At 52.9% G+C, this 12,784-nt stretch carries 12 protein-coding genes; all 12 read left to right on the top strand.

The window, feature by feature from the left end:
* The first annotated feature begins 86 nt into the window (after positions 1–86).
* The 12 genes from atpE to AC0YOA_RS24050 all read left to right on the top strand — a co-directional run bounded on the left by atpE (position 87) and on the right by AC0YOA_RS24050 (position 12,636).
* Entirely contained in the window at positions 87–302 is a 216-nt protein-coding gene (gene atpE / locus AC0YOA_RS24105; RefSeq protein ID WP_036583039.1) for a F0F1 ATP synthase subunit C, read from the top strand.
* Positions 303–403: 101 nt separating this feature from the next.
* The gene (gene atpF, locus AC0YOA_RS24100) at positions 404–886 is read left to right on the top strand and encodes a F0F1 ATP synthase subunit B (protein ID WP_475769605.1); all 483 of its coding nucleotides are present in this window, start codon (positions 404–406) and stop codon (positions 884–886) included.
* Positions 883–1,431, top strand: a complete 549-nt coding sequence (locus AC0YOA_RS24095; protein ID WP_475788804.1) for a F0F1 ATP synthase subunit delta — start codon at positions 883–885, stop codon at positions 1,429–1,431. The genes atpF and AC0YOA_RS24095 overlap by 4 nt, the downstream gene beginning before the upstream one ends.
* 16 nt (positions 1,432–1,447) lie before the next feature.
* On the top strand, positions 1,448–2,962 hold the full coding sequence (gene atpA / locus AC0YOA_RS24090; protein ID WP_475769607.1) for a F0F1 ATP synthase subunit alpha: 1,515 nt from the start codon (positions 1,448–1,450) through the stop codon (positions 2,960–2,962).
* Between the two features lie 90 nt (positions 2,963–3,052).
* Positions 3,053–3,913: an ATP synthase F1 subunit gamma gene (gene atpG / locus AC0YOA_RS24085; RefSeq protein ID WP_379114452.1), complete on the top strand. Its 861-nt coding sequence runs from the start codon at positions 3,053–3,055 to the stop codon at positions 3,911–3,913.
* Positions 3,914–3,946: 33 nt separating this feature from the next.
* Complete coding sequence (gene atpD / locus AC0YOA_RS24080; protein ID WP_210039058.1) at positions 3,947–5,365, top strand: F0F1 ATP synthase subunit beta; 1,419 nt, start codon at positions 3,947–3,949, stop codon at positions 5,363–5,365.
* Positions 5,366–5,389: 24 nt separating this feature from the next.
* A complete protein-coding gene (locus AC0YOA_RS24075) occupies positions 5,390–5,797 on the top strand; it encodes a F0F1 ATP synthase subunit epsilon (protein WP_210039057.1) in 408 nt (135 codons plus the stop codon).
* Positions 5,798–6,177: 380 nt separating this feature from the next.
* The gene (locus AC0YOA_RS24070) at positions 6,178–7,941 is read left to right on the top strand and encodes an alkaline phosphatase family protein (RefSeq protein WP_475788803.1); all 1,764 of its coding nucleotides are present in this window, start codon (positions 6,178–6,180) and stop codon (positions 7,939–7,941) included.
* A gap of 132 nt (positions 7,942–8,073) precedes the next feature.
* The gene (locus AC0YOA_RS24065; protein WP_475788802.1) at positions 8,074–8,844 is read left to right on the top strand and encodes a glycosyltransferase family 2 protein; all 771 of its coding nucleotides are present in this window, start codon (positions 8,074–8,076) and stop codon (positions 8,842–8,844) included.
* Positions 8,845–8,885: 41 nt separating this feature from the next.
* Entirely contained in the window at positions 8,886–10,718 is a 1,833-nt protein-coding gene (locus tag AC0YOA_RS24060) for an ArnT family glycosyltransferase (protein WP_475788801.1), read from the top strand.
* A 127-nt stretch (positions 10,719–10,845) separates the two neighbouring features.
* Positions 10,846–11,670 (top strand): hypothetical protein, encoded by an 825-nt coding sequence (locus AC0YOA_RS24055; protein ID WP_475788800.1) that lies wholly within the window; start codon positions 10,846–10,848, stop codon positions 11,668–11,670.
* A gap of 15 nt (positions 11,671–11,685) precedes the next feature.
* Positions 11,686–12,636 (top strand): FTR1 family iron permease, encoded by a 951-nt coding sequence (locus AC0YOA_RS24050; RefSeq protein WP_475788799.1) that lies wholly within the window; start codon positions 11,686–11,688, stop codon positions 12,634–12,636.
* Positions 12,637–12,784 lie beyond the last annotated feature (148 nt).

Here is a 12,784-nt window from a genome sequence, read left to right as displayed (position 1 = left end):
GCTACTTAGGAGGCTTCGAGCTCTTCTGGCGGGAGTCATATATATTGGCACGACAAAAATAACCTACTATTAGGAGGATTTCAAAAATGGAATTTTTGGCAGCAGCATTGGCAATTGGTTTGGGAGCATTGGGTGCAGGTATTGGTAACGGTATGATCGTCAGTAAAACAGTTGAAGGGATTTCCCGTCAGCCTGAGCTTCGCGGTACACTTCAAACCACTATGTTCATCGGTGTTGGTATCGTCGAGGTTGTTCCAATCATTGGCGTTGTAATCGGCTTCCTTCTTTATTTCGGAGCTTAGTATCCATATAACGGGTTGGCGGGGTTGGCCAAGGCCATCCACGCCTTCGTTTTGATTGGCACAATTATTATGATTCAGGTTTATGGAAAGGAGTGTCAACTATGGAGTTTGTGTGGGAATCGACAGTATTTACCATCATAGCGTTCCTGGTGTTGTTATGGTTGCTGAGCAAATATGCCTTCGGACCCTTGATGGGCATTATGGAACAGCGCAGACAGCTGGTGCAGGATCAAATAAAAACAGCAGAAGAGAGCCGTCTGCAAGCAAGCCAGCATCTTGAAGAACAGAAGCAAGCTCTTCAGCAGGCACGCAAAGAGGCTTATGAAATTATCGAGCAATCAAAAGTAACCAGTAATAAGCAGGCGGATGACATTATGCAGTCTGCAAAAGCTGAGGCAACCCGTTTGAAAAATGAAGCGGTCAGCGATATCCAAATCGAAAAGAATAAGGCAATTGCCGCACTTCGCAGTCAAGTTGGCGGCATGTCTGTCATGATCGCATCCAAAATCATCGAGAAGCAAATCGATGAGAAATCGCAAGAAGAGCTCGTTGAGCAATACCTGAAAGAGGTAGAAAGCAAATGAGCCGCGACGGCGTAGTTGCAAAACGTTATGCGAAGGCGTTGTTCCAAATTGCACAGCTGAATCAAACGATTGCTGAAAACCAGGAACAGCTTAAATTAGTAGTTGAGGTTATTGAGAAGAATGCGGAAATTCGCAAATTTCTCAGCTTTCCCAACATAGAAACATCCAAAAAAATCGCTTTGGTCAAAGGCGCTTTTTCCGATAAAATCTCAGAATCCGTTCTCAGCACACTGGAACTTCTTATTATCCGCGGCCGTCAAGGAATCATTGGCGGCGTCTACGAAGCATATACGAAGCTTGCTGGCGAAGCGCTGGGCCAAGCCCATGTAACGGTGTATACAGCTAAGCAGTTAAGCGCGGAAGAGCTGTCCAAAGTACAAGCGAGATTCGGTGCAATTGCCGGCAAAAAAATTGTCGCGGAACAAATCTTGAAACCGGAGCTGCTCGGCGGTGTGCAGGTGCGCATCGGCGACCGTCTTTATGACGGCAGCTTGCTAGGCAAGCTTTCTCGTTTGGAACAATCATTGAAAACTCAAGCATTGTAGATAGGGGTGAGCGGAATTGAGTATCAGACCTGATGAAATCAGCACGCTGATTAAACAACAAATCGAACAATTTAAATCCGAGATTCAAGTTGTCGATGTCGGTACGGTCATCCAAGTCGGTGACGGTATTGCTCGCGTTCATGGACTCGAAAACTGTATGGCAGGAGAACTGCTCGAATTCTCCAATGGCGTTATCGGCATGGCCCTCAACCTTGAGGAAAGCAATGTCGGTGTCGTTATCATGGGACCTTACACAGGTATTCGTGAAGGCGATCAAGTGAAGAGAACCGGTCGCATTATGGAGGTTCCTGTAGGCGAGGCGCTTCTTGGACGTGTTGTTAACGCACTGGGTGAGCCAGTGGATGGCAACGGTCCTGTCAACACGACAGAGGCGCGCCCGATCGAATCGCCGGCTCCGGGCGTTATGGCCCGTAAATCGGTATTCGAGCCGATGCAAACAGGTATCAAGGCAATCGATGCGATGATTCCGATCGGCCGCGGCCAACGGGAGCTGATCATCGGTGACCGTCAAACCGGTAAAACCCAAATTGCCATCGATACGATCGTTAACCAGAAAGGCAACGGCGTTATCTGTATTTATGTGGCAATCGGACAAAAGCAATCCACTGTCCGTACGGTAGTAGAATCGCTTCGCAAGCAAGGTGCGCTTGATTACACAATCGTCGTTACCGCGAGCGCATCCGAGCCATCCCCATTGCTCTACATTGCCCCTTATACAGGCTGTACGATGGGTGAGTACTTTATGTACAGCGGCAAGCATGTACTGGTTATCTATGATGATCTGTCCAAACAGGCTGCCGCATACCGTGAGTTGTCCCTGCTGCTCCGCCGTCCTCCAGGTCGGGAAGCTTATCCGGGCGACGTTTTCTACCTGCATTCCCGTCTTCTGGAGCGTGCAGCCAAGCTGAATGATGAGCTCGGCGGCGGTTCGCTGACAGCACTGCCATTCATTGAGACGCAAGCGGGCGATATCTCCGCTTACATCCCGACCAACGTAATCTCGATTACGGATGGACAGATTTTCCTTGAGTCCGATTTGTTCTACTCCGGCCAACGTCCGGCTGTTAACGTCGGTAACTCCGTATCCCGGGTAGGTAGCTCGGCGCAAATCAAAGCGATGAAAAAGGTTGCGGGTACGCTCAAGCTTGATCTTGCCCAATACCGTGAGCTCGCTGCATTTGCCCAATTCGGGTCGGATCTTGATAAAGTAACGCAATCCCGTCTGAACCGCGGTGAGCGGACACTGGAAATTCTCAAGCAGGGCGTTAACCAGCCGCTGCCTGTTGAACGCCAGGTTGTATCTCTCTATACGGTAACCCGGGGACATGTTGACGATATTCCGGTTCAAGACATTCGTCGTTTCGAAGCTGAATTGCTGGCTTACGTGGATGCAAGCAAACCCGAGATTTTGTCGTCGATCCGCGATACCAAGGATTTAACTTCCGATAACGAGAAGGTTCTTATTGAAGCGATTAATACGTTCAAAAAAGGCTTTTCCGCATCGGCTTAATTCGGGGCAAGCATATAAGCCTGGACTTAAGCGGAATAGAGCCGGATTCACTTCGTTAAGGGAGTCCGGCAATAAGGTGGTGACAACGAATTGGCTAAGGGTATGCGCGAGATTAAGCGTCAGATCAAGAGTACGCAGAATACCAAACAAATTACAAAAGCAATGGAAATGGTTGCTGCAGCCAAGCTCAGACGGGCTCAGGAGGCGGCAGTCGCTTCAAGACCTTACACGGACAAAATCCGCGAGGTCGTCGCCAGCATCGCAAACAGCGGCGGCAATGTGAAGCATCCTATGCTGCAAACCCGTGAAGTGAAGCGGACGGCCTACCTGGTCATCACGTCGGATCGCGGACTTGCCGGCGGCTACAATGTCAACGTGCTTCGTAAAATAGCTTTGACATTGAAGGAGAAGCACTCTTCCGCCAACGAATATGCGCTTTTTGTCATCGGACGAAAAGGCCGGGATTACTTCAAACGCCGGGATATTGCAGTCGTTCAGGAAACCACAGGCTTATCGGATTCCCCCAAGTTTGCCGACATCAAATCCATTGCGAACGCGGCCGTTAAGGGCTTTGAGAGCGGTGCGTATGACGAATTGCATGTTGTCTATAATCAATTCCATAATGCCATCACCCAGATCCCTGTTGTGAAGCGTTTGCTGCCGCTTGAGCAGATTGAAGTAACTGGCGCTAAAGCCAATTACGAGTATGAACCGTCTGCCGAGGAAGTGCTTGACGTTCTGCTGCCGAAATATGCGGAAACGGTCATTTACAGTGCGATTCTTGAAAGTAAAGCAAGCGAGTTCGGAGCAAAAATGACGGCAATGGGCAGCGCGACGAAAAACGCGACCAAGATGATCGCCGGCTTAACGCTTACGTACAACCGTGCGCGTCAAGCGGCTATTACCCAGGAAATAGCGGAAATTGTCGGCGGAGCGAACGCCCAGCAATAAGAAATGTCAATTTATGTAGTAGGAGGGACATCAATGAGCAAGGGACGCGTTATCCAGGTAACGGGACCAGTTGTCGATATTGCTTTCGAAAACGGTCATTTGCCGGACATCCTAAATGCGATAAAGATTGAAACAAAAGCTCAAGACGCTGGCGGACGCGACATTAATCTGACCGTCGAAGTAGCGACTCACTTGGGCGATAATATGGTGCGCTGTGTAGCCATGTCTTCCACAGACGGTTTGGTCAGAGGAACGGAAGTTGTTGACCTTGGCAAACCGATTACTGTACCGGTTGGACCAGCTACACTAGGCCGCGTGTTTAACGTGCTAGGCGATCCGATTGATAACAATGGCGATGTTGACCGGACGCTTTCGAATCCGATTCACCGTCAGGCTCCTCCATTTGAAGAACTCTCTACCTCCCAGGAAATGCTGGAGACGGGTATCAAGGTTATCGACCTGATGGCTCCATACTCCAAGGGCGGTAAGATCGGTCTCTTCGGCGGCGCGGGCGTTGGTAAAACCGTAACGATGCAAGAGCTGATCCATAATATTGCGCAAGAGCACGGCGGTATCTCCGTTTTCGCCGGTGTAGGAGAGCGTACCCGTGAGGGTAATGACCTGTACCACGAGATGAGCGATTCCGGCGTTATCAGTAAAACAGCCATGGTATTCGGTCAAATGAATGAGCCCCCAGGCGCGCGTCTTCGCGTTGCGTTGACGGGTCTGACTATGGCTGAATATTTCCGTGACGAAGAAGGCCGTGACGTGCTTCTGTTCATCGATAATATTTTCCGCTTTACTCAAGCCGGTTCAGAGGTTTCCGCTTTGCTGGGCCGTATGCCATCAGCGGTTGGTTACCAGCCAACGCTGGCGACAGAAATGGGTCAACTGCAGGAGCGTATCACTTCGACCAAAAAAGGATCCGTTACATCGATTCAGGCGATCTATGTTCCTGCCGATGACTATACCGATCCGGCGCCGGCAACAGCATTTGCCCACTTGGATGCAACGACTAACCTGGAGCGTAATATCGCGGCAATGGGTATTTTCCCGGCTGTTGATCCACTTGCTTCCTCCTCCCGGATTCTGACACCGGAAATTCTGGGCGAAGAGCATTATCAAGTGGCGCAGGGCGTTAAGAAATTGCTCCAACGCTACAAAGAGCTTCAGGATATTATCGCGATCCTGGGTATGGATGAATTATCCGAGGAAGATAAAAGTATCGTTTTGCGTGCTCGCCGTATCCAACTGTTCCTGTCGCAGCCTCTTCACGTTGCTGAAGCGTTCAATGGCATACCTGGTGTTTACGTATCGGTTAAAGACACCGTACGCAGCTTCAAAGAAATTCTTGATGGCAAACATGACGATCTTCCGGAACCGGCGTTCCACAATGTCGGATCGATTGAAGAAGCAGTCGAGAAGGCGAAAAAGCTCGCACAAGGGCTGTAATAAGCCGCTTATGGAGGTATCGGGATGAGCACCTTTTTATTAGAAATCGTCACGCCTGAGCGGAAGGTTTACGCTGAGGATGTCAATATGGTGATCGTCAAAGGGCAGGAAGGCGAGCTGGGGATTCTACCGAATCATATCCCGCTTGTCACGCCGCTCAGGATCGCTCCGATTGTGATTAAGAAAGACAGATCCGAAGAAGTCATTGCCGTGAACGGCGGGTTTCTTGAGGTTCGCAAGGACAAGGTTGTCATACTGGCTGAAAGCGCGGAGCTGCCTGGCGATATCGATATCGATCGCGCACAGGAAGCAAAGCGGCGGGCTGAGGAACGTTTGGATAGCAAACGTGACGAATATGACCACCGGCGTGCAGAGCTAGCTCTGCAGCGGGCGATCAACCGTCTGGAAGTCAAGAATCGGATTAATCGATAACAAGATGGACCGCCACACTTTTGTGTGGCTTTTTTTTTGGCCTTTTTGCAATTAATCGTTTCATTCCAAGGACAAGGGAAGAATAGGCGCGGCCGCAACGGAATGGCTGGAGGTTCCTGCTGCAAATTTGAAGGCACCGCACCAGCTGCATGATCCGTGCCTATCATTAAGGCAGTACACGGTTAAAAAAATTGACGATATACGATATGCCGTCTATACTGAATCGAGAATAGTTCTCATTGGTCTTGGAGTCGGACTGAACTTCAGCATAGCAGTGCTTTTTTTAAAAGAATCCAAAGGAAGAATCATGTTAGCGCCGCCGTGGGACGGAGCCATGCTGTTCTTCTTTTCAGTACATATGGCGGAAGGACGGACTGGCTATGAAGAAAGCATCAGCGTTTGAGATTGTCGCGGCGCGCTGCTGGAATTTGTTGAATGAGGGTCGGCCGTTTACGCCGATTTTTGTTATAGGAGCTTATCTGCTTTATCATGTGCGGGATTTGTCGGAGCCCTCCTTCTGGATTGCGTTCGCGCTTGGATTATTGGTTGGGCTGCCGGTGTTCGGGCTTTATTTTGTGTATGACTTTCCTTTGTTTTTGCGGAATTATTTGTGGCTGCCGATTGTGGCGGCTTTAGTGTTGTGGCGGGATGTGCCGCTCGATTTGGGCTTGTATGGCACAGCGCTGGGATTGTTCTTCTTCTTTACGGTATATTTTTGGGGGACCTTCTATTATCATCTGCGAATCGGCACGTCGTGGTGGAATTTTAGACGCTTCTGGAAGCTTGTCCTGAAAAACAGCGACTCCACCAGCGGCAATGCCCAGGAGCAGATGCCCAAATTCCTGCTGCTGCTGTTTATCGTGGATATGACGGCGCAGGGCTGGCAGTTCGACGGAGAGCAGACGAGGCTCTTATATAGTTGGACATCTTATGCCTGTTTTGTGATCGGACTGATGGTATATACGTGGGTACTGCACCGTTATCTGTTCGACTGGAAACCGCGGGAGATTGCCACACGGACCTCGAATGTGACAGTGCCGAAGAAGGGAATCAGCGATAAAGTGTTTGTGCTGGTTATTGACGGGATGCGCAAGGACCGCTTCGAGGAGGCGGACGCGCCTTTTCTCAAGAAGTGGCGGGCAGAAGGTACCGAATACACACAGATGGAGACGGTGTATCCGGCAAGAACGGTCGTCTGCTTCTCTTCCATGTTTACGGGAACCTACCCGAGGGAGCACGGCATCACCTCCAACATGGTGTGGAGTCTTGGGATCAAGACGGAATCGATATTTGACAGTTTGCGAAAGGTCGGCAAACGGGGAAGGCTGCTCGGCATCGCGCATCTGATTGATTCGATGGGCGATGATGTGGAAAGTGTAACAGCTGTTATGCATAACGATAAAGCGGACCGCAATATTATGGAGAGGGCCAAGCTGATCATGACGGAGCAGAATCCGGATCTGCTGGTGGTGCAGTTTATTGCCACCGATCAGACGGGACACAGCATGGGGGCGCTGTATGATGAATACCGCGTCAAAATCGAGGAGGCCGACCGCCTGATTGCCGAGTTCGCCGGATGGCTTAAAAGCGAAGGCCATGCTGACAACGCAACATTTATTGTCTGCGCCGATCATGGACAAGCAGACGGCATCGGCGGCCACGGCCATCTGGACGAGGGAGAACGTTACGTGCCGTTCTTCATCCATGGGCCTGCTGTGAACAGGGGCGTTAAGGTTGAGGACAAGCATTCACTGGTATCAGTTGCCCCGACGCTGAGTTATCTCCTTGGAGCGCCGTTTCCGGACCACAGCCGTGGGCCCGTTCTGATGGAAGCGATCAAAGCCAGAGCAGCAGCGGGAATACCGGGAAGCAGAGGAGCAGAATCCAAGAAGGCAGCGGCTGCTGCCAAGAGTGAAGCGGCAAAACAAGGTGGTTTGTCTGCAGTCAATAGGGAACCGGCGTCCGGCGGGGATAAACAGTCTGCCGCCAGGAGGTCACCGGGAACCAAGAATGAAGCTGCCAGTGATGTGGTTGCTGGACCTGCAGCCAGGATCGGGGCAGCGAAGTCAGGGGAATTATCGGTTGTACCCAGGAATACAGCAGCTCTTCAGGAGAGGACAAGCAAGCCTGTCCGGAAGAAATAAGCTGTTAGGAAGTTGCGCGTGGTTTAGCTGGATGCTTGGGAAGTTTCTGCGCTGCGCATGCTGAAAGGGGAGTCCTATCTTCTTAAGGGATGTTGAACAGGAAAGAATGACGGGAAAGAAGTTGGACATACGATGGTTGTGCGGAAGCTGATTGTTTTTTTGCCCGCTTATAATGAAGAATTGAATATTGGCCATGTGATTGCCCGTATTCCCCGGGAAATCAAGACGGGCTGGCAGGTTGAAGTGGCCGTAATTGATGACGGATCCACAGATGGTACAGTTGCTGCAGCACGGAGGGCAGGAGCCGATCATGTGGTGTCAATTGGCGAAAATCGGGGGCTCGGCGCAGCAGTTCGTGAGGGACTGGCTGTTTGTGTGCGGCTTGGCGCAGATATCGGATTGATGATTGATGCGGATAATGAGTATCCTGCGGAACAAATACCGGAGGTCATCCAGCCTATTTGGGAAGGACGGGCCGAGTATACGATGGGCTCGCGCTTCAAAGGCGAAATACAGGGCATGAAGCTGATGCGGCGGCTCGGCAATATTGGCTTCACCCTCCTGCAAGCGCTCATTCTGCGGCGGATGATCTGGGACGGCCAGTCCGGCATGCGGGGTTTTTCCAGAGAGGCGATGGAGCATGCCGAAATTATCCATGACTATAATTATGCGCAGGTGCTTACTCTTAATCTGGTCAGGCAGGGCTTTCGGATGGAGGAAGTGCCTATCCGCTATCAGGTTCGCCTTCATGGTGAATCCTTTATCAAATTCCGCCGTTATGTGACGGCAGTGCTTCCGGCGGTCTGGAGAGAGCTGCGCCGTCCGGTGAAGAAGCATCATCGTGCGGTAAAGGATAACAGCAAGCGGGTTTTGGCAAACCCCGGACAGCGTACGGGAGATTAAAGGCCAACGCGACTTCCGGTGAAACAAGGGGGATTGACTGTTTGAGAGCAAGAGAGCGAAAGAAGCGGCTGTGGCCCATGCTGTTCCCGGCCGTGGCCGCTGTTCTGGTATTGATATGGACGTTGTACGGTTTCATGCATATCAGTCCGTTCGCCGCCACCTGGGATGAGGTGGATTTTGCGCTTGCCCTGACGCGCTTTGACCTGCTCACCATGCAGCCCCATTTTCCCGGGTATCCTTATTTTGTATTGGGGGCCATGGGACTCAGCCGCTTTATGCCGGAACCCATCCAGGCCTATGGTGCGTGGAACCTGCTTCTGACAGCCTCCTCGTGCGTGCCTTTGTGGCTGCTGGCGCGGCGGATTTTATCACGCTTCTGGTCAGCAATTGTTGGCTGCCTGGTGCTGACTTCTCCCTATCTGTGGCTCCAAACCGTTCGGCCTATGTCGGAGGCGGCGGGGATTGCCTTGTTATGGTGGTTCCTGTGGTGCTGGTGGCGGGCGATGGAGCATCCGGGCTGGCGGCGGTCCGTCATTGCCTTGTTTGGGTTTGGGCTGTTGATGGGCGTCCGACTGTCGTTTGCGCCATTTGGCCTGGCTGTTGTATGGCTGCTTGTCAACCATTGTGCCATCTGGCGCAAAGAGGGCAAGCGGGTGCTGCCGAGGCTGCTGCTTTTTGGGTTTGCGGCTGCGCTCTTCCAGCTGCTGTGGGTGGCCGGTCTGGCTATGAGCGAGGGTGGGCTGGCCGGTTTTGTGAAGCTGGCGGCGGCTTTTACCGCCGGTCACTTCAGTGAGTGGGGGGGCGGGGTTGCGGCCACCGGCGAATATTCGTTTGCCGGGCGGCTGCTGCATTTCGCCGGCGACAATCTGCTCTGGACCGGCATGTTTGCCCGGTCCTATTCATTGCTGGCGGCTGCGGCTGCGCTGCTGCTGGCGGCCGTGCTCTGCGCGGGCAGCAGGCCGCCTGCGCAGAGCGCTGGCGACGGCCCGCGCCGCGAAGCTCTGGCCCGGGCGGCGGCATGGCTCCGCCACCCGCCGCTGCCGGCGGCCCTGGCTGCGCTGGCACTCGCCTACGCCGCGTGGGCACTGCTGGCGCAGAACATCGACAAGCCGCGGCACATCACACCGTTAATCGGTGTGATGTGGCTGCTGCTGCTTGCTCTGTTCCGCGCGGCGGCGCCGAAACCTGCGCCCGCCCCGGGACCGCCGGCAGCTCCGCGAGCTGAGCCGCCGGCCGAAACCCGCCAATCGGGCGGGCGGGTCATGTCCACCCCCGCCCGTATGCCTGACCCCGCTTGCCCGCCGCAGCCCGGCAGCGCGGGTCTTCCCCCGCCCGGCGGCTTCGCAGACCGGGCGCCCGCAAGCTTCTCGCCCCGGACTGTCCCGGACCCCGGGGCACGGAAATACGCCTCCTCCTCCGCGCTAGCGGCGCAGATTGGACGTGCGCTGCGGGCGGCGGGCGGTGTCCTCGCCGCAAGCATCATCGTACTGCAGACCGTGCAGGGCAGTACGCTGCTCAAGCGGCAGGCGGAAGAACAGCCGGCTGTTTATCAGCTGGCAGCCGCCCTTGATGGCATGCAAAGGCATCCAGGTACAAAGAACCGGGCTGTCGTGTATACGTGGGAGGAATCAAGGGTGCTGGATTATTTGCATACCGGGGTCAGCCACCGGCAAATCCTGACCTATTCATATTTTCTGGCCGATGTGAAGGCGAATCCGGAGGCGGAGATATTGTTGACGGACCATGTATTAAGCGGGTTTGAAGCCCAGGCGGGCCCCTTGCACGATAAGGTCAGACTCGCAGCCTCTTTTCATAGCGAGGCTTTATTTGATCCGGTTTATCATGATATCCAATTATATGAATGGATACGTTGAAGCCAACCCGAATGCACTGAAAATGCAGCAGGTCTCGGACGATTTTTCATGTTGACACTATTATTGAAAATGATTATCATTGTCTACGTGATTAAAGCATTACGATTTCACAACAGAAGGTGAGAATATGCGTACAATCTCATTTACTATAACCGCAATGCTCGCTGTTGTGATTATATTCGCTCTGACGCCAGCCAGCGTCCAGGCTTATTCATATGGCGATGCCAACACCGAAGATGTTGCGGAAACCTTCAAGCTTGTGGTGGCCGATCTTACCGTATCGCCGGTCGACTGGAAAGGCGTAGAGGATGCGCATAAGGCGCGCCGATCCGAAATTGCCTCCCATTTTGGCGAAGAGGTTGCCGCCGAGCTGGATGCGGACATTGCCTCACGCAACGCGGAACTGCTCTCAGCCAACTATAAGGCGCTGCTCGTCATGAATCTGGACCGGCGGTTCGAGAGTGTTATCCAATCCATAGATGAATACACACAGGCAAAGCTGCTGCTGGCCAAAGCCAAGGCAACCTTCGAGGTGCTCAAGCCTTACGCGGAAGCCAAGCTCACCAAGGAGCAGACGGACGGCATAACGGATGATTTCCAGAAAGCGCTGGATGCCATCGGCAATCCGGGCCTGTTCGGCGTAGGCCAGCTAGAAACCGATCCCGAGGCTCTCAAAACGACGGTCAACCGGATTTACGATATATTGGTCCCTTTATTTCCCTACAGCGGGAAGCCCGGGACCGGTCAGCCGACAGAAGGCGACGCAGGCAATGCCGCTGCATCGCCGGGTGAGGGTTCAGCAGACGGGGAGACCATACAAGGCAACAAAGAACATGCTCCCATGGAACGCACGGAGAAGACCAACGCGGGCGTTACGATTGGTGTAATAGGCGGGGTCGCGGTCGTCGGTATTTGCGTGGTGTGGTGGGCCCGGCGCAAAGGTATTTTCTAAAGGAGTGGAGACACCATGAATGTGCAGGCATTTCTCATCACATTTCGAGAAGCCTTCGAAGCGATTCTCATCGTGGGCATTATTGTATCGTATCTGAAGCGCATCGGCCAATCGAAATGGAGCAGGTGGGTTTGGCTTGGCGCAGGGTGTGCGGTTCTCGCCAGTCTTGGCGTAGCGCTGGTTTTTCAAACCGTGCTCGACGGCTATTCCACCATGGGCAGCCAGGACTACATGCGCATCGGCATTCTGCTTGTTTCCTCCATGCTTCTTACCCATATGATTATGTTCATGAGCAAGCAGAGCCGTGATATGAGGGGCAAGCTGCAGAATAAAGTCGCCCTTATTTTAACGACCGGCGGCGCCATTAATATGGTCGTCCATTCTTTTCTCGTAACCTTGAGGGAAGGGGTGGAAACGGTATTCTTCTTCGCTGCTATCTCGCAGGGCGATCTTTCGCAGGCGCTGCAGAGCTGGGGCGCTGTTTTGGGCCTGATTTGCGCAGCCGCGCTCGGATTTCTTGTCTTCAACGGGAGCAAGAAGATCCAGCTCGCCACCTTTTTTAAAGCGACCAGCCTGTTTCTGATTCTTATTGCAGCGGGGCTGTTCGTACAGGCGATCGGGGTTATGCAGGATCTGAAGCTGATGGGTACGGTGTATCATACATCCGGCGGCGAGATCGGGGAAGTCTACGATATCACATGGATCATGCCCGAGCATCCCATCGATGAGGCGAATTACATACGGGATACGGGCGGGCACCCGCTCGTTAACGGACAGGTCGGTGTATTCTTCAAGGCTTTCCTCGGCTATTCGGAGGCGCCCTCTGTAGAAGAATTTGTCGCCTACTGGATGTACTTCCTGCTGGTTTTTGTGCTTATTGTCCGCCAGAGGAAAGTGGAATCGCCGCAAGGCGTCTCCGGTCAAACCGTTCTCACTGCGAGAGCCGCCCTGCGGGATGAAAAATAGAAATTTGCTTGAATATCAAGGCTCTCACCCGTCTTTCGAGTCGGTGGGGAGCTTTTTTGCATTGTCTTGGGATAGACAATCCTCTGAATAGATTTGTCCAATATAAGCCATTCTAGTAAGAAGAAAGGAATTTGTCGAATTGCGTTCA

This window comes from Paenibacillus sp. JT22N12 (genome assembly GCF_056269365.1).
The sequence above is the reverse complement of the archived record's forward strand: the minus strand, read 5'-3'. Positions and strand labels throughout refer to the sequence as shown.

Excerpts from the sequence above, each read along its gene's own strand:
- atpE (WP_036583039.1), top strand. The coding sequence starts at position 87 with ATGGAATTTTTGGCAGCAGCATTGGCAATTGGTTTGGGAGCATTGGGT.
- atpF (WP_475769605.1), top strand. The coding sequence starts at position 404 with ATGGAGTTTGTGTGGGAATCGACAGTATTTACCATCATAGCGTTCCTG.
- AC0YOA_RS24095 (WP_475788804.1), top strand. The coding sequence starts at position 883 with ATGAGCCGCGACGGCGTAGTTGCAAAACGTTATGCGAAGGCGTTGTTC.
- atpD (WP_210039058.1), top strand. The coding sequence starts at position 3,947 with ATGAGCAAGGGACGCGTTATCCAGGTAACGGGACCAGTTGTCGATATT.
- AC0YOA_RS24075 (WP_210039057.1), top strand. The coding sequence starts at position 5,390 with ATGAGCACCTTTTTATTAGAAATCGTCACGCCTGAGCGGAAGGTTTAC.
- AC0YOA_RS24070 (WP_475788803.1), top strand. The coding sequence starts at position 6,178 with ATGAAGAAAGCATCAGCGTTTGAGATTGTCGCGGCGCGCTGCTGGAAT.
- AC0YOA_RS24065 (WP_475788802.1), top strand. The coding sequence starts at position 8,074 with ATGGTTGTGCGGAAGCTGATTGTTTTTTTGCCCGCTTATAATGAAGAA.
- AC0YOA_RS24055 (WP_475788800.1), top strand. The coding sequence starts at position 10,846 with ATGCGTACAATCTCATTTACTATAACCGCAATGCTCGCTGTTGTGATT.
- AC0YOA_RS24050 (WP_475788799.1), top strand. The coding sequence starts at position 11,686 with ATGAATGTGCAGGCATTTCTCATCACATTTCGAGAAGCCTTCGAAGCG.